Raw genomic sequence first — 26,560 nt, forward strand, 5'->3', positions numbered from 1 at the left:
CGATATCAAACAAACCACAGTGTCATTGTGGCTAAATGGAAGAAATCGAACTTCGAGGGAATGTCATGCCTTTCTGTGAAACTCGTGAAACCGACGTGCTGATCATTGGTGGCGGGGCCACTGGCGCAGGCATTGCCCGCGACTGCGCCCTTCGCGGCCTGAAAACGCTGCTTGTTGAGCGAGATGATATCGCCACGGGCGCAACCGGGCGCAATCACGGTTTACTGCACAGCGGTGCTCGTTATGCCGTCACCGACAGCGAATCCGCGCGCGAGTGCATCGCCGAAAACGCCATCCTCAAGCAAATTGCCCATCACTGCATCGAAGCGACTGACGGCCTGTTTATTACGCTGCCGGAAGACTCGCTAGACTATCAGCACACGTTCATTGAGGCCTGCCTTGCAGCCGATATTCATGCCCAACCGCTAACGCCCACTCAGGCGCGGCAATGGGAACCCTCCGTCAATCCGGCGCTTATTGGTGCAGTTAAAGTGCCAGATGGCACAGTCGATCCGTTTCGGTTAACCGCCGCCAATATGCTGGATGCACGCGAACACGACGCAGTGGTGTTAACAGGCTGCGAAGTCACCGGCCTGATACGCCAGGGCGACAGGGTCTGCGGGGCTACCGTCTGGGATCGTCAGCACCAGGCCAGCGTGAAGATTTATGCCTCGATAGTGGTGAATGCAGGGGGTATCTGGGGCCAGCGAATTGCGGAATATGCCGATCTAAAGGTGCGGATGTTCCCGGCCAAAGGATCGCTGCTTATCTTCGATCATCGTATCAACCAGCACGTGATAAACCGCTGCCGTAAACCCGCCGATGCCGACATTCTGGTGCCCGGCGACACCATCTCGCTGATTGGTACCACTTCCACACACATTGATTACCGTGATATCGATGATAACCGTGTCACCGCAGCTGAAGTCGATACATTGCTGCGCGAAGGTAAAAAGCTCTCGCCTGCGATCGCTACAACCCGCATTCTGCGAGCCTATTGCGGCGTGCGCCCTTTGGTTGCCAGCGATGACGATCCCAGCGGGCGTAACGTCAGCCGCGGAATTGTGCTGCTCGATCATGCTCAACGTGATGGCCTGGAAGGCTTTATCACCATCACTGGCGGTAAGCTGATGACCTATCGCCTGATGGCAGAAATGGCTACCGATGCAGTCTGCCGCAAGCTTAACCACAACGTGCCGTGCACTACCGCCAGCGTTGCCCTTCCCGGCTCGCGTGAAACCACTGAAAAGACGCTCAATCGCATGATTTCTTTGCCTGCGCCATTACGCGGTTCAGCGGTCTATCGCCATGGCGACAGAACGCCAAACTGGCTGGGCGATTCCCGCTTACACCGCAGCCTGGTCTGTGAATGCGAGGCGGTCACCGCAGGCGAAGTGCAGTACGCGATAGAAAATCTCGGGGTGAAAAATTTACTCGATTTACGGCGTCGTACCCGCGTCGGCATGGGTACCTGTCAGGGCGAACTCTGCGCCTGTCGCGCGACAGCTCTGCTGAACCGCTATCAGGTGACCACGCCTGCCCAGTCTCTTAACCAACTCTCAGAATTTCTGAACGAACGCTGGAAGGGAATCGAACCCATCGCCTGGGGCGACGCCTTACGTGAAAGTGAATTTACCCGTTGGGTATGGCAAGGATTGTGCGGGCTGGAAAAGGAGCAGCAGGATGAAATTTGATACGGTGATTATTGGCGGTGGCCTGGCCGGGCTGCTGTGCGGCATAAGGCTCAGCCAGCAAGGCTTGCGCTGCGCCATCATCAGCCGCGGACAAAGCGGCCTGCACTTTTCCTCTGGCTCGCTGGATTTGCTGAATCACTCAGGCAATCTTGCCAGCGCACTGAAAACGCTCGCCGAGCAAGAGCCAAACCATCCTTACAGCCTTTTAGGCCCCGAGCTAGTGCTGGCTTATGCCCAGCAAACGGAACAGATGCTGGCAGAACCCGGCATTGCCATGCACGGCAACCTCACACAACCTCATCAGCGAATTACCCCGCTGGGCACAACGCGGCAAGCCTGGCTGACTCCGCAGGAAGTTGCCCGCGAGCCGCTTATCGGGAACAAAATCGCTGTCGTCGGCTTCAGCGGATTTGTCGATTTCGAGCCTCATCTGGCGGCCGCCTCGTTACGAAAAACGGGTATCGAGGCCGATGCGCTGGAGATAACCCTGCCCGCACTGGATGCTCTGCGAGATAACGCCTCGGAATTCCGCTCAGTCACTCTTGCGCGTCTGCTTGATGACGGTTCGCAGTGGGATGCCTTGCTCGACGCTCTGGAACCGATGGCAAAACAGTACGATCAGCTGCTGCTTCCCGCCTGTTTTGGCTTGCAGGACGACAGGCTCTGGCAATGGCTGAATGAAAAGCTCTCCTGCCCACTGGCGTTAATCCCAACGCTGCCGCCCTCCGTGCCCGGTTTCAAATTGCACGATACCTTACAGCGCCAGTTTGTGAAGCAAGGCGGTGTATGGCTCGCGGGTGATGCCGTGCGGGAAGTTGTCTGTGAAGACGGAAAAGTCAGCGCGATCATGACCCGTAATCATGCAGAAATCCCCTTACGCACCCGGTTTGCCGTTCTCGCCAGCGGCAGCTTCTTCAGCAACGGGCTGATTGCCAGCCGCGAAGGTGTTACGGAACCGGTGATGGGTTTAGATATTCTGCAAACCCTGCCGCGCGACAGCTGGTATCGACGTGACTTCTTCACCCCACAACCCTGGCAGCGCTTTGGCGTGAAAACGGATGCCACGTTGCGCCCTTCGCTCAACGGTCAGCCTTTCGCGAATGTGTTTGCGATTGGCGGCGTTCTCGGGGGTTTTGATGCCATCGCTGAGGGCTGTGGCGGAGGCGTGAGCGCCGTCACCGCGCTGCACGCAGCCCAACAAATTCTTGACCTTGCAGGAGAACAGCCATGAGCGACACCCGGTTTGAAAGCTGCATCAAATGCACGGTCTGCACTACCGCGTGCCCGGTCAGTCGGGTAAATCCTCAGTATCCTGGCCCGAAACAAGCCGGGCCGGACGGTGAACGCCTGAGATTAAAAGACCCGACGCTGTACGACGAAGCGCTTAAATACTGCATCAACTGCAAGCGATGCGAGGTGGCCTGCCCTTCTGACGTCAACATTGGCGATATCATCCAGCGCGCTCGCGCTCAGCACAGCCAGAGCAAACCCACGCTGCGTGATGCCGTGCTCAGCCATACCGATTTGATGGGCTCGCTCTCCACCCCGTTTGCACCCATCGTCAACGCCACAACGAGTTTGAAACCCGTGCGCCAACTGCTGGATGTTGCTCTGAAAATCGACCACCGCCGCCAGTTGCCGAAGTACGGCTTTGGTACCTTCCGTCGCTGGTATCGCAGTGTGGCAAAACAGCAGGCTCAGTATGCCGATCAGGTCGCTTTCTTCCACGGTTGCTACGTTAACTACAACAACCCACAACTAGGCAAAGACTTAATTACCGTGCTGAATGCGATGGGCACGGGCGTGCAACTACTGGACAAAGAGAAGTGCTGCGGCGTGCCGCTGATTGCCAACGGCTTTGTCGATAAAGCACGTAAACAGGCGCAGACCAATACCGTTTCGCTGCGCAAGGCGATTGTCGAAAAACAGCGGCCAGTCATCGCCACCTCCTCGACCTGCACTTTTACCCTGCGCGACGAATACCCGCATTTGCTGGATATCGACAATCACGACCTGCGCAATGACATTGAGCTTGCCACCCGCTGGCTGTGGAAGCAGACAGACGCCGGCAAAACCCTGCCGCTGCGCCATCTGCCGTTAAAAGTGATTTATCACACGCCGTGTCATATGGAGAAAATGGGCTGGGCGATTTACACCCTCGAACTGCTGCGTCAGATCCCGGAACTGGAAGTGATGGTGCTGGATTCGCAATGCTGTGGCATCGCAGGAACTTACGGCTTTAAGTCCGAAAATTACAGCACCTCGCAGGCGATTGGCGCGCCGCTGTTCCGTCAGATAGAGGAGAGCGGCGCGGACCTGGTGATAACTGACTGCGAAACCTGCAAATGGCAAATTGAGATGTCCACCAGCCTGCGTTGTGAACACCCCATTTCCTTGCTGGCTCAGGCGTTAACCTAGTAGCTCCCCTTCGAGTCCCCCGCGGCGGGTAAAGACTTAAACTGCGCCAGCCGCTTATCCAGCGCTTCGGTATACAGCATCGTGTCCACGCCCACCGCGACAAAGTTCGCCCCCCATGAAAGGCATTTCTTTGCCATCTCTGGATCGACAGCAAGGAACCCCGCTGCTTTGCCCGCCGCGCGAATGCGTTTGATGCTTTGCTCGATGACCTGCTGGACTTCAGGATGACCCGCGTTATCGGGGTAGCCCAAAGAGGCGGATAAATCAGCCGGGCCGATGAAAACGCCGTCGATGCCTTCAACATCCAGAATCGCGTCCAGGTTCTCCAGCGCCGCTTTCGTTTCCACCTGAATCAGCAAGCAAAGTTCATCATTGGCCTGAGCCATATAATTCTCGACTCGCCCCCAGCGAGCAGCGCGAGCAACACCCGCCCCGACACCGCGCACACCCAACGGCGGGTAACGAGTAGCAGAGACAATCGCTTTCACCTGTTCCGCACTTTCCACCATAGGAATCAGCAGCGTTCGCGTGCCGATATCCAGCACCTGTTTTATCAGGCTGCGATTGTCGTCTACCGGACGGATCACCGGGTGACTGGCATACGGCGCAACGGCCTGCAGTTGGTGATAGAGATCCTGAATCGTATTCGGCGCGTGTTCACCGTCGATAAGCAACCAGTCGTAGCCAGAGGTTGCCGCAATTTCAGCCATGTACGCCGTGGTGGAACTCAGCCACAGGCCAATCTGCGTTTCTCCACGCAGTAAAGCTGCCTTAAACGGATTCGCTAATATCGTGTTCATGGTCATCCTTTATTGGACTACAGAGTCAGGTTGTGCCGCGGGCTTTGCGACCTGCAGCGAAAAAATCAAAATGGAACCGAGGATGGCAACCGCGGCAAGCGTTAGCAGCCCTGCGGAGTTGCTGGCAAATAACGTTTCAGCCTGCACGCGCAGAATGGGCGCAATAAACCCGCCAACCGCGCCAAACAGGTTCACGAAACCAATCCCTGCGGCCAGCGCGGTGCCAGAAAGTAACTGTGTCGGCATCGTCCAGAAAACGGGCTGCACCGCGATAAAACCAACGGCCGCCACGCAAAGCGCTGCGATGGCCAACACCGGCGAAACCAGCCCGGACACGCCAATCCCGATACCTGCCGCCAGTAAAGTAAACGCAGCAATCTTGCGACGTTCACCGGTACGATCGGAATAACGCGGGATCAGCCACGTGCCCAGTAACGCAAACACCCAAGGGATCGCGGTGATCACCGAGGCGTAGAAACCCACTTTGGTTCCGAGCAGCACGGCAACCTGAGTCGGCAGGAAGAAAATCAGCCCATACACCGCCACCTGGATGCAGAGATAAATCATCGCCAGTTGCCAGACGCGCCCAATACGGATGGCGTCGCTCAGTTTTGAGGTCACTTTCGTTTGCTCTTCGCTGGCAAGCTGCTGCGACAAGGCCTGTTTTTCTTCTTGCGTCAGAAAGCGAGCCTGCTGTGGGGAATCGTCCAGCCAGAAGAAGGTGAACACGCCTGCGCCCACCGCCAGCAAGCCTTCAATCACAAACATCCAGAACCAGCCAGGGTGTCCCATAAAACCGTGCATTTCCAGCAAAGCACCTGAAAGCGGTGAGCCCAGCGTTAACGCCAACGGTGCGCCCATGTAAAACAGGCCCATGATGCTGGCGCGGTTGCGTTGCGGGAACCATTGGGAAGTGAGGTAAATCATTCCGGGGAAGAACCCGGCTTCCGCTGCGCCGAGCAGCGTACGCACCAGCAGAAACTTGGCTTCGGTATCGGCCCACGCCATCGCCGCAGAAAGGAATCCCCATAACAGCGTGGTGCCACCAATCCAGTAGCGGGCGCCAAACTTACGCATCAACAGATTGGCCGGTACGCCGAGAAAGGCATATACCACAAAGAAAATCCCCGCCCCGAGCGCATAGGCCTCGTTACTGAGGCCGGTGTCGATTTGGTAGGTCTCTTTCGCAAAGCCGATGTTCGAGCGGTCCAGAAAAGCCAGCACGTACAGCGCCAGCATGAACGGGATCAAACGCGCGCGGTTTTTCTTTACCACGCTTTCAATCAGGGCGGTATTCATTGCGTTATCCTCAGGAAATTTGCGCCACGGCATCCCGTGGCGCTAGCGGGTTTAGTGGCTATAAGGACGTTTCAGATTGCAGTCGCGGTTCAGTTCCACCCCGAAGCCAGGCTTATCCAGCACGCTTTTGTGCATCCGGCCGTTCACCGGTACCGGTTCATCCAGCAGGATCGGATCAAACTGAGGACGCAGCGTTGAACAATCCGGGCTGGTCATCAAGAATTCGCTGAACGGCGTGTTGGTAAAGGTGATGACGGCGTGATGCGAATACACCGACGAGCCGTGTGGCACCACCAGTTGACCGCGAGATTTCGCAATGGCGGCAATCTCGACAAGCGTAGTTAACCCGCCACACCAGCCAACATCCGGCTGCATAATGTCGATGCCCGTTTCGGAAAGCGTGCGGAAAGATTGCACCGTGCCGTGATGCTCACCGCTGGTCACCATCATTCCCGGAGGCGCATTGCGCTTCAGCTCGCGATAGCCTTCGTACTGCTGCGGCGGCAGGCATTCCTCAATCCACTTCAGGTTGTGCGGCGCACAGGCGTGGGCCAGTTTGGTGGCGTAGTTCACGTCCTGACTCATCCAGCAATCGAGCATCAGCCAGAAATCCGGGCCGCATTTCTCGCGGTATTCCGCCACCATGGCCGCATCTTTGCGAATGCCTGCATCGCCGTCATGCGGCCCGTAATGGGTCGGCATTTTCCCGCCAATGAAGCCCATTTCTTTTGCCAAATCCGGGCGAGCACCGGTGGCATAGAACTGAATTTCATCGCGTACCGCGCCACCCAGCAGCTTGTAAACGGGCAGTCCGGTGACTTTGCCGAACAGATCCCACAGCGCCAGATCCACACAGGAAAGGGTGTTCATCACCAGGCCGCCCGAACCGGAGTAGAACATCGTCGCGTTCAGCATCTGATCGTGGATAAGCTTGATGTCACTCACGCACTTGCCTTCGATAAAGCGATTCAGGTGTTTTTCAACCATGAAGCAGCCCATTTCGCCAGCGGTGGACACGGCAAACCCGGTTTGCCCATTATCAGCCTCCACTTCAACAATCAGCGTGCCGAGCACGTTGATGCCGAACGACTGGCGTGATTGCTCATACTGCTTGTATTTACTCATCGGCGTAGCGATGTGATCGTCAATCCAGTGATTCGCGCCCTGGTCGTGATAATCGCCGCCACCCGCACCTTTTTCAGCTGTAGCTCCGCCCACAAACCAGGCCCGGACGTGTTTAATTTTCGGTAAGGTCATGATGTTCTCCTTGTTATGAAGCTTGCCATTCGAGGGGGCTTTTCCACCCCAACAGACGGGAAATATCTTTCGCGCAGGCAATGGCTTTGCCCGCGAGGTAATCACGATTGTCGTCGTTGATTTGCAGCCGAGTGCCGACCACGGAAATCGCCGCCGTCAGCTCATTACTGGCGTTGAATACCGGGGCGGCCACGCAGCGCACATCGGGATAATCTTCGCCGTTATCAAAGCTCCAGCCTCTGGCACGAATGCGGGCGAGATCTTGCTGCAAGGCTTGCGGCGTGGTGAGGGTTGTCGGCGTGGCCTGATGCCAGTCGAGGGTCGCAATGATGGCGCTCTGAACGCTCTCGGGCTGCCACGCCAACAGGCATTTGCCAATCCCTGAACGGTTAAGCGAGAGGCTTTTGCCTTCATGGGAACGCACGCTGATGGTGGAAGACGACTCAATCTTGAGGATGTAGTAAGCGTTCTGGTTATCGATGATGCCGAGGTGACACAGCAATCCGCACTCATCCATCAACTGTGTCAAACGAGGACGTGCCAGCTCGCGCAAGTCCATTTTGCCGAGGGCGTGCCCTGCCAGTTCGACCAGTCGGGTCCACAGACAGTAGTTGTCACGGTTATCGATGCGCAGAAAACGCTGTTTTTTCAGTTCCCCCAGCAGCAGATAAGCGGTGCTTTTGGGAATGCCGAGTTCGTCGATGATCGTCGCGGCACTGCACGGGCCAATACGACCAATCAGGTCGAGAATTTCAATCGCGCGGGTCAACGCGGGGACCTTGCTTGATTCCAACATACTGGACTCCAATCCTGAATACTGGAATCAGTGTTACGGTTGACGACAAGTCAAAGTGTGAAGACGGTCAAAGTCTGGCGAGCGTCCAGCAGGTTGAACATTTTATGAGATTAAAATGGGAGACAGCGCACGGAATAATTTCTGAGAAGTACAACAGGCTGGACTGTCAGCGTGCCGGAGGCCCGACACGCCAACAAGGCATTACGGCAGGAACAGACTCTCGACGACGTTAATCCAGCCGTGATCGCTGGCAATCGGCTTGCCATTGAGCCAGCGGCGCAGAATGTTGAGCGCCATCATGGCGCACACTTCCTGCCGGGTTTGCAGGCTATGGCGAGAAGTGATGAATTTCACCCGCAGCGCATGCGTGCCTTCCGGCGTCGACAGCGCAAAATTAAGGTGTTCCTGCTCAAAACCGCTAACGGCCAGCGCCAATGCAGCGAAGTGCTTGGTGCGACGTTCCGCTATCCAGTGGGCCGTCTGCGCCAGAGTTTCTTCCTGCGAGGGCACCACTTCGCTTGCCAGCAGCGGCGCGTTTTCACGACCAAGCTGTAAAGCAATCAGCCCGGAGGTGAACTGCTCGCTAATCGTTAGCCCCAGTTTTCGCTCCTGCAGCTCACGAGAGATTTGCGCGGGAAGCCCTTCCGTTCCCTCAAAAATCAGGCTTTCACCTGCCACGCACTGCACTTCCGGCCACAGCTTCAGCATCGCTTCTTTCTCAGAAGCAGGCCCCGTCAGTTTGAGTTCAATAATGGGCATCGACGAGCGGTAACCCATGGTCACACCTGGGGGTAATTCGAGAGGGTCAAGGCTTTGAGCGAGGTCGCTTTCTGAGCGGCCAAACGTGGTCAAACGCAGGCATAGTGGCGGTTCCGGCAGCGTGAAGCGTTCGCGCAAACGCGGAACAATTTCTTGTGCCACCATCACTTTAAATTCTGAAGGCACGCCCGGGGTGAAGAACATCAGGCAGCGATTAAGCTTTACCGCAAAACCACAGGCGGTGCCGACAGGGTTGTCGATGAGCTCTGCGCTGGCAGGGATTTCGGCCTGTTTACGATTGCCTGGCGCCATCACTCTGCCGCGTTCAGTGAAGAAGCGCTCCATATGGCTGAGCCACTCTTCGTGCAACACCAACGCTTCACCTTTTGCGGTGGCGGCCGCGAGCGCGCTGAGATCGTCACTGGTCGGCCCAAGCCCGCCGTTGACGATCAGAATATCTGCAAATTGGCTGCGTTCACGCAGCACGGAAACCAGTGACTCAAGGCTGTCACCGACGGTATTACGTCGAATTAAGGGCAATCCCTGGCTAAAAAAGTAATCGGCAAGCCACGCCGCATTGGTGTCAATGATTTGACCCTGCAGCACTTCGTCGCCGGTGGACAGCATCTCCACGTTTATCATCGTTTTCTCCTGAAGAAGAGGACGATTTACTATAACGGAGTGCGGAGAAAGGGCAAACAGGCGCGACGGATGCCGCGCCAGAGGATCAGAATCCCGCGCTTACGCCAACGTACGGGCCATCCGCAATGGTGTTATCACGGTTGCCATCTTTGCCCGCCAGGCTGAGATAACGGTAACCGGCTTCAATGCTGATGGGACGCATGATAGTCCAGCGGCCACCCGCATTGGCTTCCTGGTAGCTGTCGATACCGCTGGAGAGCGAATCCGGAGAGTAGTAGTACTCGCCGAACAGATGGAAGCTGTCGCCAATCTGCCACTGCAGACCACCGCCAACGGCTGCCGCATAACCTTCATCGCCATCGTTCGGATTGGTGTAAATACCTTTACCGCCGACGGTGGCAATAAAAGGTCCAAGCGGAATGTTAAGGCCCAGGCCAATTCCGGCCACGTCGCCGTCGTTGTCGCTGTGCGTCCAGTCACCGCTGAGAGCAAGACCGGTGGATTCCGTTCCAAAACCGACGCCCAGGTTGGTGTAATGCTCACCCGCCTGACCACTGATGCTGATTGCGTTCGCCGCTGCTGACACAAACAGCAGCCCGAACAGTCCTGACATGATACTTTTTTTCATTTTTTAACGTTCCAGCAAACAGAAAGTAATAAATCGCGCAAAACAGCAGAATTGTACTGTTGAATGCCAGAGAATCAATGAACTAAAAGGGCTATTTACAACAGTTCTGTAACCAGTTGCTACCTGAAATGGTGTCAATCAGGGTTGATGTCTCCCTCATTTTCCACTGATGCCGTGCAGCGCACTGTTCCGTTCACTTTATGACTTACAGTCACCTTAACTTTCGCAGCACGTGAACGGGTTAAGGGAGCCTCTCGCGGCTCCCTTAACAATCCCTGCGACCCCGCGAATGAAACCGGTGCTTTGCACTCCCCTCCCTGACAACCAGCTGCCTAAGGTCGGCTCGACTCGACGTCCATGTCTCATTTCGCCTCAGTCCGCCATCCATGGCGGCCTGACCTTGTCATCTGGTCGTCAGCTCGGCGGTTTCAGCGGGGACCAACACCAGTGCCCACCTCAGCTAATGGAACAGAGGTTTTGACCCTGGTTTTGACCTTGATGTTGAGTCCGGCTGAAAATCGCCTCAACCTTCAGCGACTGGCCGGGGCAGCCCGCATGGATGCGGGCTGAGGGCGTGACTTACAGGGACAAAATCGTCGGGAACGATTTTGAACAACGCTTGCGTTGGCCCCGAAGGGGTGAGCCCCAGGGATGGGGCGAATACCATGCATCTCGCCCGACCCGATTAGCCAGTTGCTGAAGGTTGAGGTTCCGTGAAGCGGCGATTTTCTTTTGCCGGGAGCCGGGACAAATTTGTCGGGAACAAATTTGAACAGCGCTTGCGCTGGCCCCGAAGGGGTGAGGCCCATGGATGGGCCGAATAATGTAAGGGGATGGCGGTGAATTCCCTTAGCACGTTCACCGCAGCGGGGATAACAGAGTAGCAGTGGAGTCATAGTGAACGGAACGATTCCACTACTGCTCTCATATGCACTAAATTTCTGAGGGCTCCTCATCAATCAGGAATTAATTTGCCGACAACAAGCGAATTCTGACACGAAGCCCGCCCAGCGTTTCACTACGGCTAAGTTGGGGATGAGAACGATGCAGGCGAGCGATATCGTTGACCAACGCCAGGCCAATTCCTGCACCGATGGCATCACCCACGTTATCGAGTCGCTGAAACGGCTGTAGCGCCTGACTGGCCTGTCCGTCTTCAATGCCGGGCCCGCTGTCTTCCACGTCCAGCAATACCGCATCGCCCTCTCGCTGTAGAGTGACGGTCACCGTGCCGCCCGCTGGCGTGTATTTCAGCGCGTTATCCAGCAGATTGGCGCACAGTTCGCCCAGCAATAGCGCATCGCCTTCCACCAAAACAGTCTGTTGTTCGCCTTCATAGCCCAAATCTATCTGTTTGCTTCTGGCTTGAGCCAGCCGGGAAAAACAGGATTGTTGCACTATTTCTCGCAAATCCGTCGCTGCGAACTGACGATCGCCCTGCTCTTTCTGCTTCACGGTGGAAAGTTGCAATAAGCGCTCAGTCAGCGAAATCGTGTTATCCAGCGTGGCGCTCATGCCTTGCAAGCTCTCGCGCCATACCTTCGGGTCCTGGCTTGCTAACGCTACTGACACCTGCGTTTTGAGGATCGCCAGCGGGGTTTTGAGTTGATGCGAAGCGTCTGCGCTGAAGCGCTCCTGACGGGAAAGCAGCCCGCGCAGCCGCTCTAAATAACGGTTAAAAGCCACTATCAATAAGCGCGTTTCCGACCAGGGTAAAAGCTCCGGAAGAGGCGTGAGCAAGCCCGGTTCACGGCGCACCATTATCCCGGAAAGGCGGCGCATGGGGCGTAACACCCGGCGCAGCAACCAGCCCGCGAGAACAAGCGTAAAAAGCACCAACATGCCCTGAGTCGTCAGCGAGGAAAGCAGCAACTGATGAGCCAGATAGCGTCGGGATTGCAGCGTTTCCGCCACATAAATTTCCGCCATTCCGCTAATGCCGCCTTCGTTTATGGGCTGCAATAGCTTTGCTACACGGATCGCCTGTCCGTGAAATTGGGTGTGATAAAACCAGGCCAGTGCCGGATAGAGTGACGTTCGGGAAGTCGAAGGGGGCATCGCGGGCAAGTCGCCGTAACCTGAAATCACCTTTCCTGTCGGGTCGACCACTTTGTAATACAGGCGGTCATTCATGTTCAGCTCAAAGCTGTCGAGCACCACCCACGGCACATTGACCTTCAGCTTGCCCTCGCTGACTTCGAGCCGTTCAGAAATCGTGCGAGCCGAGGAAAGCAGCGTACGATCGTAAGCCTGCGTTGCCGCCTGAAGCGCACTCACGTAGCTGTTAAACGCCGACAGCGCCCAAAGCAGCAACATCGGCAAACCCAGAAACAGCAGCAGTTGAGAATAGAGTGATTGCGGTTTACGCCACTTCATCGCCGCGCTCCAGCACATAGCCCAGGCCGCGCAGCGTGGTGATGCGCACATTGCTGTCCTGAAGCTTTTTGCGTAAGCGGTGGATGTAGAGTTCAATGCTTTCAGGGCTGACATCGTCGTTAAGACTGAACACCTGTTCGAACAGCTGCTGGCGCGAAACAGGGCGTGTGCGGCGATACATCAGCACCGTCAGCAAGGCGTGTTCCCGAGGCGTAAGCGCCAGCGTCTGGCCTTTCAGTAAAAAATAACCGTCATCATGCAGCGACAGTTCACCAAGCTGCTGCTTCTCCTGCACTTGCCCTTCACTGCGTCGCAACAGTGCGCGCAGCCTTGCATCCAGCTCTTCCAGCTCAAACGGTTTAGGTAAGTAGTCATCTGCTCCGGCATTCAGGCCGATCACTCGTTCTGCCACGGCGCTGCGTGCCGTCAGCAACAGCACAGGAAGTGTTTGCCCTCTCTTTCGCAAACGCTGTACCACTTCCAGGCCATCAAGCCCGGGCATACCGATGTCGAGCACGGCTAACGCGTAGGTTTCACTTTGCAGCAGGTGATCGGCGGCTTTGCCATCAAACACGCAATCCACAGCGAATCCGCCCTGCACCAGCGCTTTCTCCAGCCAGTGAGCCAGCTCACGGTTATCTTCCGCTAATAAGAGACGCATATCACATCCTGTAAAGTTAGAGGCCGATTGAAAGGGAAATGAAAGGTTACTGTTTTAACAATCACGCAACTGAACCGCTACATGTGGGGTTCACATAATCAGAAAAAACCTCAACCCACACACTCCCGGTCATCCGGCGTGAGGCTACAAAATGAAAAAACAGATCCTTCGTACTCTGGTCACTTCTGCCCTGCTGCTTAGCAGCGCAAATGCTCTGGCGGTGGAAGCGCCAGAGCGCACCGAATGTATCGCCCCAGCGAAACCCGGCGGCGGCTTTGATCTCACCTGCAAGCTGATTCAGGTGAGCCTGATGGAAACACACGCGATTGAGAAACCAATGCGTGTGACCTATATGCCGGGCGGCGTTGGGGCTGTCGCTTATAACGCAATTGTTGCCCAGCGCCCAGGGGAACCCGGCACGGTGGTGGCGTTTTCCGGCGGCTCGCTGCTCAATCTGTCTCAGGGCAAATTTGGCCGTTATAACGTTGACGACGTGCGCTGGCTGGCGAGTGTCGGCACCGATTACGGCATGATCGCCGTGCGAAATGACTCGCCGTGGAAATCGCTGAAAGACCTGCTCACCACGATGGAAAAAGATCCCAATAAAGTGGTGATTGGGGCGGGCGCGTCCATCGGCAGCCAGGACTGGATGAAAGCGGCGAAGCTGGCACAACAGGCAAAAGTCGACCCACACAAGATGCGCTATGTGGCCTTTGAAGGCGGCGGCGAACCGGTGACGGCACTGATGGGCAATCATGTACAGGCGGTTTCCGGCGATCTCAGCGAGATGGTGCCTTATCTGCAAGGCGACAAAATTCGCGTGCTGGCCGTGTTTTCAGAGAACCGTCTGCCGGGCCAGTTAGCCAATGTGCCAACAGCCAAAGAGCAAGGCTATGACCTGGTCTGGCCGATCATTCGCGGCTTCTACGTCGGGCCAAAAGTCAGCGATGCCGAGTACGCCTGGTGGGTGGACACTTTCCAGAAACTGCAGCAGACCGAAGAATTTAAGCAGCAACGCGACCTGCGCGGGCTGTTTGAATTCAATATGAACGGCAAAGAGCTCGACGCTTACGTGAAGCAGCAGGTCACTGAATATCGCGAGCAGGCAAAATATTTTGGCCTCGCCAAATAAGCCGGAGGCCATGATGAGCGATCGTATTTTTGCCGGGATCTGGCTGCTGCTGTGCCTCGGCGGCCTGCTGGTGGCCTGGCAACTCCACAGCGAATACAGCTATGAACCGGTTGGGCCGCGCCCCTTCCCGCTCGGCATTATCAGCCTGATGGTGTTCTGTTCGGTGGCCCTGCTGTTACGCCGTCCGGATGCCGTGGAATGGCCGCACCACAAAGTGCTGCAACGGCTGGTGGTGATGGTGATTGTGCTGCTGATGTACGCCTGGGGTTTTGAGTGGCTCGGCTTCCCGCTGGCGACGGCGATCCTGACCGCCATCATCGGCATGCTGTTTGGCGCAACGCTGCCTGCGGCGGGCATGTCTGGCGCGGTGCTTGGCCTTCTGCTCTGGTACGCCTTTGACAGGCTACTGGACGTCACCCTTCCTCTCGGCGCGTGGCTGAACTGACGGAGATTTCGATGGATACCTGGATTTATCTCTCACAGGGGTTCGCCGTGGCGATGACCCCGGAAAACCTGGCGATCGCGCTGATTGGCTGCTTCGTCGGCACCATCGTCGGATTACTGCCCGGGCTTGGCCCGATTAACGGCGTGGCCATTCTGCTGCCGCTGGCTTTCGCTTTACACCTGCCTGCGGAATCAGCGCTGATCTTGCTGGCAACGGTCTATATCGGCTGCGAATATGGCGGGCGTATCTCGTCCATTCTGCTAAACGTGCCCGGCGATGCGGCAGCCATCATGACCGCGCTTGACGGTTATCCGATGGCGCAGCAAGGGCGCGGCGGCGTGGCGTTGTCGATTTCAGCCGTCAGCTCATTTATGGGCTCGATGATCGCCATTATGGGCATCATTCTGTTTGCCCCGGCGCTGGCGCAGTGGTCGCTGGCGTTTGGCCCGGCGGAATACTTTGCCCTGATGGTATTTGCTATCGCCTGCCTCGGCAGCATGATGGCGCAAAATCCGCTGAAATCTTTTTTGGCGGCGTTGATCGGACTGGGCCTGGCGACGGTGGGCGTTGATGCCAACACCGGGGTATATCGCTTCACTTTCGACAGTGTCCATTTGTCCGACGGCGTGCAGTTTATTGTGGTGGTTATCGGCCTGTTCTCGGTGTCTGAAATCCTGCTGATGCTGGAAAGCACCAGCGGCGGCAAAACGCTGGTTCGCAAAACCGGGCGCATGTTGTTCAACTTCAAAGAAGCGTCGCAGTGCGCGGGCACGACGCTGCGTTCTTCGGTGATTGGCTTCTTTGTCGGCGTGTTGCCTGGCGCAGGCGCGACCATCGCCAGCGCCATCACCTACATGACTGAGAAGAAAATCAGCGGCAACAGCGACAGCTTCGGCAAAGGCGATATTCGCGGTGTAGCGGCCCCGGAGGCAGCGAACAACGCTTCAGCCTGCGGCTCGTTTATCCCGATGCTGACGCTCGGCGTACCCGGTTCCGGCACAACAGCAGTGATGATGGGTGCGCTGACGCTCTATAACATCACGCCAGGACCTGCGATGTTCACTGAACAGCCTGACATTGTGTGGGGACTGATTGCGGCGCTGCTGATTGCCAACGTGATGCTGCTTATCATGAACATTCCGCTGATTGGCCTGTTCACCCGCATGTTGACTATCCCGCTGTGGTTCCTGGTGCCCGCAATTGCCGCCGTTTCCGCCGTGGGCGTGTATGCGGTTCACAGCACCACTTTCGACCTGGTGTTGATGGTTGGGCTTGGGGTATTCGGCTACATCCTGCGTAAGATGCACTTCCCGATGTCGCCGTTAATCCTTGGCTTCGTGCTGGGAGAAATGCTGGAACAGAACCTGCGCCGCGCGCTGTCTATCAGCAACGGCAGCATGAACATTCTGTGGGAAAGCGGCGTGGCGAAAACGCTGCTGGTGATGGCGATTGCGGTCATTGTGATCCCGCCGGTGCTGCGTGTGATACGCAAGCGCCAGCGGAAAACCACGGCGGAGGCCAACTAGCCGCGCAACGAGGCGTTGACCCACTCCTGTAACGCCCGGCGGGAAATTTTAATCCCGCCGGTTTTCAGGCTGGCAGGCAGCAGTAGCCAGTACACCGGCTGCTGAAACCGCGCCAGCTTGTCTTTCGCCCACTCGGGCATACTTTCTACCTCAAACCCTTCACGCCCTTCGATAACTGCCACCGGACGCTGGCCATATTCCGCATCTTCCAACGGCACGATGAACACCTGTTCAACATCGGGATGAGTGACAATCACCCGCTCCACGGCTTCCGGCTGGATGCTTTCGCCGCCGCAGAAAAACAGATTGTCCATGCGCCCAAGCACTGTTAATCGTCCTTCACACAGTTCGCCGCGATCGCGTGTCGCAAACCAGCCTTCGGCATTGGTCAGCGGCACCAGCCCACCGTCACGCCAGTAACCGGCAGCCATGCTTTTGGCTCGCAGCCAAATCTCACCGTCGACGATTTTCACTTCCCGCCCCGGCAATGCCGAACCGACATCGGCTTCACCGTCCGTTTCCTTCGCGCAAGCCGTGGAAGCAAACTCCGTCAGACCGTAACCACAAAACGTGCGTATTCCGCGAGCACGCGACTGTTCCGCCAGCTCAACCGGGATGGCCGCGCCACCAAGAAGCACCGTCTTGAGTGAAAGCGTTTGTTCCTCATGCAGCAGCCGCCAAAGCTGTGTTGGCACCAGCGAAGCGTGAGTGCACCCTTCCAGCATCTGTGCCAACGGCATATGTTCACGCACCGTCAGACGCGCACCGCGCAGCAGCCAGCGCCAGAGAATGCCCTGGCCGGAAACATGAAACAGAGGTAACGACAGCAACCAGTCATCATCTTCAGCGTAAGGCATCAACGCCAGCACGCCTTCTGCGCTGGCAAGATGCGCTTCAAACGTATGCACAGCGGCTTTTGGCAAGCCGCTCGACCCGGAAGTTAGCGTCATGGTTGCCAGATGGTCGGACGGCCAGGTGAAGTTTGGCGTCACACTGCTTTGTTGAAGGAATAAAGCGGCTAACGTGTCAAAAGGGGCTTCTTCCGTCAGCACTAAAGCATGGCGCAAAGAAAACTGCGGGAGCAAGGCAGCCACCAGCTCACGCGGCAACTGAGGATTTACTGGCAACACGCGAGCGCCGCACTGTAGCAGCGCCAGCCACGCAAGCAGCGTTTGCGGATTGTTATAAGCACGCAGTAAAACACCGTCACCAGCGGAAACGCCCTGCTCGGCAAGCCCACCAGCCAGCGCATCAATACGCTGACAAAGCTGCTGCCAGTTCAGGCGTTCCTCACCCAGACGCAGCGCAATCGCCTGCGGACGAACGGCGCGCCAGTGTCGCCACGGCCAGTCCTGAAAAATCATAGCAGCGGTTCCAGGCTCTCCCGCGTCAGGCACGGCAATTCGCTTTGCGGCCAGCGGCGCAGTAATTGCGCCTGCATCAGGCTTAGCGTGTCCAGCCCCGGCATCGTTTGCGGTGTCAGCCACGCAGCGATTCGCGCCAGCTGTGTAAGGCCAAGGCTCGACTCAATCGAAGAACTGATCACCGCCGTTAAGCCTTGCGCCTGTGCCGCGGCCACCTGCTCGCGAACCTTTTGCAAACTGCCGGTGAGCGTTGGCTTGATAACCACAGCCTTAACACCCGCTTCGGCGGTGAAGGTGAAATCAGCTTCACGCAGGCTTTCATCCCAGGCAATCGCAATGCCGGTTTCCTGCGCAAACGCTCGTGAGTCGTCGCGAGTTTTGCAAGGCTCTTCGATGAAAGCGATGCGCGAGCGATAATCAGGATTAACGTATTTTGCGAACTGCTGCGCTTTCAGCGGCGTCCAGGCACGGTTGGCATCAAGACGTAGAGAGAGATCGGGAATGGCCTCAAGCAGCAAATTCACTACCATACCGTCTCGCACCGCTTCCCACAGCCCTACTTTCACCTTCGCCACTTTCTCACCGGGCATCGCTTCCAGCACGGCAAACAGCTCATCTGGATCGCCCGTACAGAGCGGTGCCGCACGGTAATCCGCTTCCTGGGGCAATTCACCATTAAGCTCCGCCACGGCACAGCTCAAACCAAAGGCCACGGAAGGGATGTCTGGCAACGCGCTATCTTCGCCCTGTCGCCATGCGTTAACCCAGGCGACCGTTGCCGCCTGCGCCTCGTCCAGCGTCTCATGACTAAACCCCGGCAAGGGCGAGATTTCGCCCCAGCCTTCGGCCTCGCCTTCGCGCAACCAGACAAACAGCCCATCGCGGGTTTTCAAACGCCGCTCGCGCAGAACCACTCCCGCGTCCATTGGGATCTGCCAGCGGTACACCTGGGCTTTACGCATTACGGATTCCGTTTAAATTTGCTGAAATCAGGCTGACGTTTCTGGTTGAAGGCGTTGCGACCTTCCTGCCCTTCTTCGGTCATGTAGAACAGCATGGTGGCATTACCCGCCAGCTCTTGCAGACCGGCCTGACCGTCGCAATCCGCGTTAAGTGCGGCTTTCAGACAACGCAGCGCCATTGGGCTGTTTTGCAACATTTCGCGGCACCAGCGCACGGTTTCTTTTTCCAAATCCGCCAGCGGAACCACGGTATTCACCAGGCCCATGTCCAGCGCGGCCTTCGCGTCATACTGACGGCACAGGAACCAAATCTCACGCGCTTTCTTCTGACCGACGATGCGAGCCATGTAAGACGCGCCCCAGCCGCCGTCGAAAGAACCCACTTTCGGGCCAGTCTGGCCGAAGATGGCATTTTCCGCTGCGATGGTCAGGTCACACATCATGTGCAGCACGTGACCGCCGCCGATGGAGTAACCCGCTACCATGGCGACAACAGGTTTCGGGCAGGTGCGAATCTGACGCTGGAAATCCAGCACGTTAAGGTGATGAGTACCGGAGTCGTCCTGGTATCCGCCGTAATCGCCGCGCACTTTCTGGTCGCCGCCAGCGCAGAAGGCTTTGTCGCCTTCGCCGGTGAGGATTATCACGCCGACGTTATCGTCATAACGCGCATCAGCCAGCGCCTGAATCATCTCTTTGACGGTCAGCGGACGGAACGCGTTACGCACCTGTGGGCGATTAATGGTGATTTTGGCGATCCCGTCAGACGATTTCTGATAACGGATATCTTCAAAACCTTCGGAGCAGTCCTGCCAGTCAACCGGGGCGTAGAGCATTTTTTCATCAGGGTAGATCATAGTGTGTCCTGTCGTCAGTCGTTCAGAATCTGTGCCAGACACGCGGCCACCGCAGCGGGATCCTCCCGATGGGCGTTGTGTCCGGCGTTAGGGATAAGGTGATAGGACGCGGCCAGACCTTCCGCTACTGCACGGAATTTGGCATCGCGTTCACCACATAAGTACCAGAAAGGATAGTCGCGCGTGCTTAACGCCGCGCGTAAATCAGGCTGCACCGCGAGCGAAGTCGCCAGCAGCATATCGGCAAGCCGTGGGCCGTTGTTGTCCGCACGTAAGGCGACCAGTTCGGCGCGTTGCTTCTCTGTCAGAGAAGCAAAAACAGGCTGGCGATACCAGGCGTCAAAGACCTGCGCCAGCGGCTCAGTGCGAAAGCGTTTTGCCCATTGCGCGTCGGATTGCAGGCGTTCGACTCGTGTCTCGTCGCTCTGCAACCCAGGATGCCCGCCTTCCACAATCAGCCCACGAATACCCGCAAGTTTTGCCTGCGAAGCGGCATACATCGCCACTCGGCCGCCCAGCGAATACCCTATCAGCCAGCCATCTGGTATGTTGTAACTAAGTAGCGTTTCCTGCAGTTCGCGACACGCTTCGTCAAAATTGCTGACAGAAATATCCGCCGAACCGCCGTGGCCGGGCAAATCGACATACAACCTGGAATGTTTGCTAAGGCTTTCGCCAACGGACTGCCATTCCCGGCAATCACCGGAAAAACCGTGCAGAAAAACCAGCCAGGGTTTATCCGCATCGCCAGCCTGCGCCACGGCGTGGAGCGTCATAGCTGGCTGACCCGCGCCAACAAGTGTTGCAGCATTTGCGCGCCATCGGTGTCATTCACCACCAGCTCGACCACCGTGGTGACCGGTTGACGCCAGGCGTTGCTCATCACATCGTCCAGCGCCGCCCAGCTTTCCGGGCGATGGTAGCGAAGGTCAAACATTTGCGCGGCATGCTCGAAATGAATGTTTTGCGGCAGGGTATAAAAGCGTTCCCGCTCTTCTACCGGCGTCGGCAGCAGCGAGAATATCTGCCCACCGTTATTGTTCACCACCACCAGCACCAGCGGCGCAGAAACCTGACGCAGTAACGCCAGGCTATTCAGGTCATACAATGCAGAAAGATCGCCCACAATCGCCAGGGTGGATTTTGCACTGCCGCGCTGTACGCCAGCGGCGGTGGAAATCAGGCCATCAATGCCGCTCGCCCCGCGATTGCTGTAAACCGGGTAGCCGGCCGGAAGCTGACCCATTGCATCAATCAGACGCACCACGAGACTGTTGCCAACAAACAACTGCCCTTGCTCAGGCAGATAATCACTGATCCGGTGAGCAAACTGCGCTTCACCAAACGCTTCACGCTCGGCTTCCACTACTTGCCATGCCTGAGCCGATAAACGCGGGATCTCAACGCTCCAGCTCTTGCGCGTTTCTGCCGGATGCAGCTCCAGCCAGCGGTCGATATCGCACACCAGACGACGCCCGCGATGATGGGCAGGGTCAAGCCTTCCCGGCAAATTGTCCACCAGCCAGTATTCATCAGGTTCGCAGGTCGCCTGCCATTGCAGGACTCTTTTGCCCGTCAGGCTGCTGCCAAGCTGCACCACAATTTGCGCCTGTGCCAGTTCGCTGACCGCTTTTGCATTGCCCAGCCACAAATCTGCGCACGGCAGCGGCTGCCCGGTTTGCGACAGCACATCGCCAATCAGCGGCCAGCCCAAAGTCTGCGCCCATTCTGCCACTTTCTTGCCTTCCGCAGCGCTCATGCGCCCGGCGACGACCACCCCGCGTTTTTGCCGCCAGAAGAACCAGTCGCGCTGTTTTTCGCTTTCCAGATGCAGGTTTTCACGCAGCCAGGGTTTGTCGCTTTGCCACCAGTTGCCCAGCGCCTGTTGCCATTCCGCGCCGGTTTCGTCCATTTCGCCGTACAGCGGTTCCGCGAACGGGCAGTTGATGTGGACGCCACCGCTGTGCACATTGCCCATCGCATTATCGATAGACGAGACCAGCCAACGGGCAGGAATATCCTGGCTCGGGCGCGGCAGGGAAAGGGTTTGCGAAGGATGCGAGCCGAACATGCCCGGCTGACGAATGGCCTGATTCGCACCGCAGTCGATAAGCTCCGGTGGCCTGTCAGCGGTCAATAAAATGAGTTTTTCGCCGGTCAAACCCGCTTCAATCAGCGCAGGATAAAGGTTCGCTACTGCAGTACCGGAAGTGACAATCACCGCCACCGGCTGTTTGCTGACTTTTGCCAGCCCTAGTGCGAGATGCCCGAGCCCGCGCTCGTCAAAATGCGTGTGATGAATCAGTGCGCGATTTTCTGCCGCAGCAAGCGTCAGCGGGGTGGAACGCGACCCCGGCGCAATGCAAACGTGCTGCACGCCGTGGCGGGTTAATGCTTCAAGGATCACCGCCGCCCAGCGTCGGTTGAATGCGCTTACTGACATGAGATTGTCCGGTATCAATTTTGTGAGTAATTATAGATGAGCGATAGCGACAGGTTATTGATATGAGTCGGTTATGTGCTAATCCGAAAGAAGCAGCGAACGCAGTCCCGCCGCTTTTTGGGTGATTTCCTGCCACTCAAGTTCTGGGTCTGATCCCCGCACAATCCCCGCGCCGGCATACAGGCGAACCACGTTATCCGTCACTTTCGCTGAACGCAGCGCTACGCAGAATTCACTTTTGGCCTGGCTGAGATAGCCTGCCGATCCGGCGTACCATTCACGGGTAAAGGGTTCATGATGCTCGATAAAATGACGCGCATGTTCCCGTGGAAGCCCCGCAACGGCGGCAGTTGGCTGGAGCTGGAGCAGACAGCGAGTATCGTCAGGTTCTTTAAGTTCAGCCTGGATACAGCGTCGGAGATGCTGCACTTTCCGTAAACGAATAACCTGCGGTGGTAACACTTCCAGCGAGTTGACGTCCTGGTGCAGACGCTGGCAGATATCCTCCACCACCAGCATATTTTCACGCTGATTTTTATCGTCCTGCATCAGCCAGTCGGCAAGGTGTTTGGCCTGGCGATCGTCATGATGACTGGCAACGGTGCCAGCCAGCGCTTCGGTTTCTAGCTGCGTGCCCTGCCGCTGCCAGAGTCTTTCCGGGGTGGAGCCCAGAAACGCCGAGTCCGCATCGAAGGCCAGCATGAAATGGTAGCAGTTGAGGTTCACCCGACGGCTGGCGGCCATCATCGCCCCGGCGTTCAGGCGTGTGGCAAACTGCAAATCTGTCGCCCTCGCCAGCACTACTTTATCCAGCTCACCGTTTGCAATGGTTTCGGTCGCAGTCTCAATCAGCCGAATCCACCCTGCTTTGTCTGGAGAGTGACGTTCGGCTTTAAGCTCGCCCGACAACACTGGCAATGCGCTGGCCGGCTTTAACGTCGCCACAAACTGACGCGCCTGTTGCGCGTCTTTACGCAACGATGTGTCACTGTGAAGGGCTAAACGTAGACTGGCTTTTCCCGCCTCGCGCCGCCACTCAAGCCGTGGTAAAAACAGATCGCCATGTTCAGGCGTGAAGGCGTTTAATCCCCAGATTCGCAGCTCAACAGGCTTTTTTGCCAGAAACTCGTTGGCCTGTGCAAGGGAATTGAAGCGGCAGACAGCCCCGATCGCAGCGCTTTCTTCGTGGCCGTTACGGTGTTGCCAGTAAAACTGGGGATAGCGGTGTTGGCTGCAAAGCCAGCTTAGGGGGTCGAAAGCATCATTGAGAGGAAAAGCGGTGTCGAAGATTCGCGAGCCGGGCGCATCAGGGAACTCCTCAGACAGAAAACCCTGTAAATTTTCCAGCGCAGCGGTAATGGAATACACGCGAATCTCCCTCTGATAAAAACCACATATTATAGAGGGTACTGCCGCGAAATAGCAGTACCCATGATGAGGGAGCGTATTTTTATCGACGCGCTAACAGCAAACCTAACACCAGCCCTACCGCCGCTCCGACACCAATTCCCTGCCACGGTTTCTCATGAACATAGTCATCGGCACGGGTAACGGCTTGTTTTGCGCGATAGTAATAAGTATCGGAAGCCTGGCTGATGCGGATTTTGACGTCATCCAGCGCCTGCTCGGCGCGCAGCTTCAGTTCGATGTATTTCTCATCGGCCGGATCGCCGGATGAACTCAGAATTTCCTCAAGCGTGTCGCTTAACAGCGCCAGGTCGTCATCAATACGGGATTCATAAGCGTTATAAGCCATTACGTTTTCTCCTTGGTTAAACCTGCTCGCTAACTATAGACAATCGCTTACGATTGCGCTTCCCGAGCCATGCCGATGTGTGGAATGCCGTCTTCGTCGTAAACGTCGGTGACTGGCGTGAAACCGAAGTGTGCGTAAAACGGTTGCAGGTGAGCCTGCGCACCCAGATAAATCGCCTTCTGCGGCCAGTATTGCTGGCAACTGGCGAGCGCCTGATCCATTAACTGATAGCCCAGTTTTTCGCCCCGAACCGCGCTACTCACAATCACCCGACCAATGACGACAGGGTCAAAATCGTCTTCGCTTTTCAGAATCCTCGCATACGCCACCAGCTCTCCGTCGCGCCAGCCCAGCAGATGGCGGTTCTCGCCAATCAAATCGTCACCGTCCACATCCTGATAGGCGCAGGTCTGCTCGACCACAAACACTTCGCAGCGTAATTTGAGCAAGGCGTAAAGCTGAGGCACAGTCAGTTGGGAATGATGAAGATCCTGCCACTGAATCATATTAAGCTCCGTTATAATGAGTGTTCTGACAAATCAGGAAAGAGTGTGATGGAATTGATTTTTCTCGGCACCTCCGCTGGCGTGCCGACCCGCAATCGTAATATGACGTCGATAGTGCTGAATTTGCAACAGCCCACCGTCTCGCAGATGTGGCTGTTTGACTGTGGTGAAGGCACTCAGCATCAGTTTCTGAAAACGGCACATCATCCGGGTAAGCTCGATAAAATTTTCATCACGCATTTGCATGGCGATCATTTGTTTGGCTTGCCGGGCCTGCTGTGCAGCCGCTCGATGCAGGGCAATCCTTCCCCGCTGACAATTTATGGCCCGAAAGGCATTAAAGAGTTTGTCGAAACAGCGTTGCGCCTGAGCGGTTCCTGGACTGATTATCCCCTGACTATCGAAGAAATTCGCGCGGGTGAAGTGTTTGACGATGGCTTCTTCAAAGTCACCGCTTATTCGTTGAACCATCCCGTTGAGTGCTACGGCTACCGTATTGAGCAGCACGATAAACCCGGTCCATTAGATGCTGCCCGTTTGCTTGCCGACGGCATTAAAGCCGGCCCGCTGTTCCAGCAACTGAAGCAAGGGCTGACGGTAGAAATGCCGGACGGACGCATTGTTAATGGCCGTGATTATCTTGGCCCGAGCACGCCAGGCGTTAAACTGGCGATTTTTGGTGATACTGCCCCTTGCCCGGAAGCGCTTATTCTTGCGAAAAATGTGGATGTCATGGTGCACGAAACCACGCTGGAAAATGAGATGGCCGAGAAAGCCAATAGCCGTGGGCACTCTTCCACGGTTCAAACAGCGGAACTGGCTCGCGCAGCGAATGTCGGCAAACTCATCATTACGCATGTCAGCTCACGCTACGACTGGCACGGTTGTCAGCGTCTGTTGGCGGAATGCCGAAGCGTGTTTGAGCCGTGCGAACTGGCGGAAGATTTCAGCGTGTTCAGTCTGGCTTAACTTTTATCTGCATTTGCCGATAACAGAGTAAAGACTCGCCATTCTCTTTACTCTGAGGGCTACATGGATAATTTCCAGAAAGATATCGACGACAGGGCCAATCTGACCCTGTCTAACCGTTTTGAACTCCTGCTGTTCCGCCTGGGCGCCTCGATGGAAGGCGACAAGTCAGAGCTCTTTGGCATCAACGTCTTTAAGCTGCGTGAAATTGTGCCGATGCCCTCCTTCACCAAACCTGCTGGCATTAAAGCGCCCGTGATGGGCATGGTGAACATTCGCGACCAGATTATCCCGGTTATCGACCTGCCGTCGGTGCTGGGCTGCAAATCTGAAAACGGCCTGAATATCCTGCTGATCACCGAATATGCCCGCAGCGTACAGGCCTTTGCCGTCGAATCCGTCGAGAACATTATTCGCCTCGACTGGACGCAGGTTCACACGGCAGAGAAAGCGGTGAATGGGCAGTACATCACCAGCATCGCCTGCCTCGATAACGACAAAAACAGCAACAATCTGGCGATGGTTATCGACGTCGAACAGATCCTGTATGACATTGTGCCAGCCGATCATGACCTGCATGCCACTCGCCTGACTGCGCCAAAACAAAGCATCAAACCGGGCGCAACAGCGATTGTTGCCGAAGACTCAAAAGTCGCTCGTGCGATGCTGGAGAAAGGCCTGCATGCGATGGAAATCCCGGCGAAAATGCACGTCACCGGGCAACAGGCGTGGGAAACCATTGAGAAGTTAGCGAAGGAAGCACAAACCGAAGGCGTGCCGGTGACGGACAAAATCGCGCTGGTCTTAACCGACCTCGAAATGCCAGAGATGGACGGCTTTACCCTGACACGCAAAATCAAATCCGACCCACGTTTGAGAACCATTCCGGTCGTGATTCACTCCTCACTCTCCGGCAACGCCAACGAAGATCATATCCGCAAAGTGAAAGCGGATGGTTACGTGGCTAAGTTTGAGATTAACGAGCTGTCGTCAGTGATTAAGGAAGTGCTGGAACGCGCCGAACGTCACGAGGATGGGCCTTTGATCAGCCGTTTGCATTCGGTGTGATGTTTGAAAATGGATGCCTGAAATCAGGCATCCATCAGAGCATATTAAGGAATGTCTGCAGCCTTTTTAATCGTAATGGTGTAGGTTTTGTCAAACCCACCACCTGTTGCAACATTGGTACCGAAAAGGCTGCCTGACACATTGACTTTAACTACTCCGGGTTTCGTCGGATTCCCTCTAATTTGGACACAGTTATTAGAGT

Annotated in this window: 24 protein-coding genes; 8 read left to right on the top strand and 16 right to left on the bottom strand. The window is 56.4% G+C overall.

Annotated features, from left to right (window positions below; all coding sequences use genetic code 11):
* Window positions 1–65 precede the first annotated feature (65 nt).
* From glpA to glpC, 3 genes are read left to right on the top strand one after another with little or no spacing between them, the layout of a single operon-like run.
* The gene (gene glpA / locus ACLW56_RS04015; RefSeq protein WP_330982529.1) at window positions 66–1,694 is read left to right on the top strand and encodes an anaerobic glycerol-3-phosphate dehydrogenase subunit A; all 1,629 of its coding nucleotides are present in this window, start codon (window positions 66–68) and stop codon (window positions 1,692–1,694) included.
* The gene (gene glpB / locus ACLW56_RS04020; RefSeq protein WP_330982530.1) at window positions 1,684–2,925 is read left to right on the top strand and encodes a glycerol-3-phosphate dehydrogenase subunit GlpB; all 1,242 of its coding nucleotides are present in this window, start codon (window positions 1,684–1,686) and stop codon (window positions 2,923–2,925) included. Before glpA ends, glpB begins: the two co-directional genes overlap by 11 nt.
* On the top strand, window positions 2,922–4,112 hold the full coding sequence (glpC, locus tag ACLW56_RS04025) for an anaerobic glycerol-3-phosphate dehydrogenase subunit GlpC (RefSeq protein WP_330982531.1): 1,191 nt from the start codon (window positions 2,922–2,924) through the stop codon (window positions 4,110–4,112). Before glpB ends, glpC begins: the two co-directional genes overlap by 4 nt.
* Here glpC and yfaU read toward each other — a convergent pair.
* The 8 genes from yfaU to tctD all read right to left on the bottom strand — a co-directional run bounded on the left by yfaU (window position 4,109) and on the right by tctD (window position 13,330).
* Entirely contained in the window at window positions 4,109–4,912 is an 804-nt protein-coding gene (yfaU, locus tag ACLW56_RS04030) for a 2-keto-3-deoxy-L-rhamnonate aldolase (RefSeq protein WP_330982532.1), read from the bottom strand. The genes glpC and yfaU overlap by 4 nt on opposite strands.
* A 9-nt stretch (window positions 4,913–4,921) precedes the next feature.
* Window positions 4,922–6,211 (bottom strand): MFS transporter, encoded by a 1,290-nt coding sequence (locus tag ACLW56_RS04035; protein ID WP_330982533.1) that lies wholly within the window; start codon window positions 6,209–6,211, stop codon window positions 4,922–4,924.
* Window positions 6,212–6,262: 51 nt separating this feature from the next.
* Window positions 6,263–7,468 (bottom strand): L-rhamnonate dehydratase, encoded by a 1,206-nt coding sequence (gene rhmD / locus ACLW56_RS04040; RefSeq protein WP_330982534.1) that lies wholly within the window; start codon window positions 7,466–7,468, stop codon window positions 6,263–6,265.
* Window positions 7,469–7,481: 13 nt separating this feature from the next.
* Window positions 7,482–8,264 (bottom strand): IclR family transcriptional regulator, encoded by a 783-nt coding sequence (locus ACLW56_RS04045; RefSeq protein WP_330982535.1) that lies wholly within the window; start codon window positions 8,262–8,264, stop codon window positions 7,482–7,484.
* 201 nt (window positions 8,265–8,465) lie between these two features.
* Window positions 8,466–9,665: a nicotinamide mononucleotide deamidase-related protein YfaY gene (locus tag ACLW56_RS04050; RefSeq protein ID WP_330982536.1), complete on the bottom strand. Its 1,200-nt coding sequence runs from the start codon at window positions 9,663–9,665 to the stop codon at window positions 8,466–8,468.
* Window positions 9,666–9,750: 85 nt separating this feature from the next.
* Entirely contained in the window at window positions 9,751–10,293 is a 543-nt protein-coding gene (locus ACLW56_RS04055) for a YfaZ family outer membrane protein (RefSeq protein ID WP_330982537.1), read from the bottom strand.
* A 966-nt stretch (window positions 10,294–11,259) separates the two neighbouring features.
* Window positions 11,260–12,669, bottom strand: a complete 1,410-nt coding sequence (locus ACLW56_RS04060; RefSeq protein ID WP_330982538.1) for a sensor histidine kinase — start codon at window positions 12,667–12,669, stop codon at window positions 11,260–11,262.
* Complete coding sequence (tctD, locus tag ACLW56_RS04065) at window positions 12,656–13,330, bottom strand: transcriptional regulator TctD (protein ID WP_330982539.1); 675 nt, start codon at window positions 13,328–13,330, stop codon at window positions 12,656–12,658. Before tctD ends, ACLW56_RS04060 begins: the two co-directional genes overlap by 14 nt.
* A gap of 151 nt (window positions 13,331–13,481) precedes the next feature.
* Between tctD and ACLW56_RS04070 the strand changes: the two genes are divergently transcribed.
* The 3 genes from ACLW56_RS04070 to ACLW56_RS04080 are packed head-to-tail and all read left to right on the top strand — an operon-like array spanning window position 13,482 to window position 16,433.
* Window positions 13,482–14,462, top strand: coding sequence for a tripartite tricarboxylate transporter substrate binding protein (locus ACLW56_RS04070; protein ID WP_330982540.1), 981 nt, complete (start codon window positions 13,482–13,484; stop codon window positions 14,460–14,462).
* Between the two features lie 10 nt (window positions 14,463–14,472).
* Complete coding sequence (locus ACLW56_RS04075; protein ID WP_330982541.1) at window positions 14,473–14,907, top strand: tripartite tricarboxylate transporter TctB family protein; 435 nt, start codon at window positions 14,473–14,475, stop codon at window positions 14,905–14,907.
* A gap of 11 nt (window positions 14,908–14,918) precedes the next feature.
* On the top strand, window positions 14,919–16,433 hold the full coding sequence (locus ACLW56_RS04080; protein WP_330982542.1) for a tripartite tricarboxylate transporter permease: 1,515 nt from the start codon (window positions 14,919–14,921) through the stop codon (window positions 16,431–16,433).
* On the opposite strand, the gene menE is transcribed toward ACLW56_RS04080, so the two are convergent.
* The 8 genes from menE to ACLW56_RS04120 form a co-directional block, all read right to left on the bottom strand.
* Window positions 16,430–17,797 carry an o-succinylbenzoate--CoA ligase gene (gene menE, locus ACLW56_RS04085; RefSeq protein WP_330982555.1) on the bottom strand — a complete coding sequence of 456 codons (1,368 nt, stop codon included), beginning with the start codon at window positions 17,795–17,797 and terminating at the stop codon, window positions 16,430–16,432. The genes ACLW56_RS04080 and menE overlap by 4 nt on opposite strands.
* Window positions 17,794–18,759: an o-succinylbenzoate synthase gene (menC, locus tag ACLW56_RS04090; protein WP_330982543.1), complete on the bottom strand. Its 966-nt coding sequence runs from the start codon at window positions 18,757–18,759 to the stop codon at window positions 17,794–17,796. The genes menE and menC overlap by 4 nt, the downstream gene beginning before the upstream one ends.
* Window positions 18,759–19,616, bottom strand: coding sequence for a 1,4-dihydroxy-2-naphthoyl-CoA synthase (menB, locus tag ACLW56_RS04095; RefSeq protein WP_330982544.1), 858 nt, complete (start codon window positions 19,614–19,616; stop codon window positions 18,759–18,761). The genes menC and menB overlap by 1 nt, the downstream gene beginning before the upstream one ends.
* Before the next feature lie 14 nt (window positions 19,617–19,630).
* Window positions 19,631–20,392 (bottom strand): 2-succinyl-6-hydroxy-2,4-cyclohexadiene-1-carboxylate synthase, encoded by a 762-nt coding sequence (gene menH, locus ACLW56_RS04100; RefSeq protein ID WP_330982545.1) that lies wholly within the window; start codon window positions 20,390–20,392, stop codon window positions 19,631–19,633.
* Window positions 20,389–22,059, bottom strand: coding sequence for a 2-succinyl-5-enolpyruvyl-6-hydroxy-3-cyclohexene-1-carboxylic-acid synthase (gene menD / locus ACLW56_RS04105; protein WP_330982546.1), 1,671 nt, complete (start codon window positions 22,057–22,059; stop codon window positions 20,389–20,391). The genes menH and menD overlap by 4 nt, the downstream gene beginning before the upstream one ends.
* Before the next feature lie 78 nt (window positions 22,060–22,137).
* The gene (menF, locus tag ACLW56_RS04110; protein ID WP_330982547.1) at window positions 22,138–23,427 is read right to left on the bottom strand and encodes an isochorismate synthase MenF; all 1,290 of its coding nucleotides are present in this window, start codon (window positions 23,425–23,427) and stop codon (window positions 22,138–22,140) included.
* Between the two features lie 82 nt (window positions 23,428–23,509).
* Complete coding sequence (gene elaB / locus ACLW56_RS04115; RefSeq protein WP_330982548.1) at window positions 23,510–23,815, bottom strand: stress response protein ElaB; 306 nt, start codon at window positions 23,813–23,815, stop codon at window positions 23,510–23,512.
* 47 nt (window positions 23,816–23,862) lie between these two features.
* Window positions 23,863–24,321: a GNAT family N-acetyltransferase gene (locus ACLW56_RS04120; protein WP_330982549.1), complete on the bottom strand. Its 459-nt coding sequence runs from the start codon at window positions 24,319–24,321 to the stop codon at window positions 23,863–23,865.
* Window positions 24,322–24,369: 48 nt separating this feature from the next.
* On the opposite strand from ACLW56_RS04120, the gene rnz reads away from it, so the two are divergent.
* Complete coding sequence (gene rnz, locus ACLW56_RS04125) at window positions 24,370–25,290, top strand: ribonuclease Z (protein ID WP_330982550.1); 921 nt, start codon at window positions 24,370–24,372, stop codon at window positions 25,288–25,290.
* 63 nt (window positions 25,291–25,353) lie between these two features.
* Window positions 25,354–26,358 carry a chemotaxis protein gene (locus ACLW56_RS04130; protein WP_330982551.1) on the top strand — a complete coding sequence of 335 codons (1,005 nt, stop codon included), beginning with the start codon at window positions 25,354–25,356 and terminating at the stop codon, window positions 26,356–26,358.
* The last annotated feature ends 202 nt before the right edge of the window (window positions 26,359–26,560 follow it).

The sequence above is a fragment of the Pantoea sp. sgz302252 genome (assembly GCF_047713085.1).
Lineage (GTDB): Bacteria > Pseudomonadota > Gammaproteobacteria > Enterobacterales > Enterobacteriaceae > Scandinavium.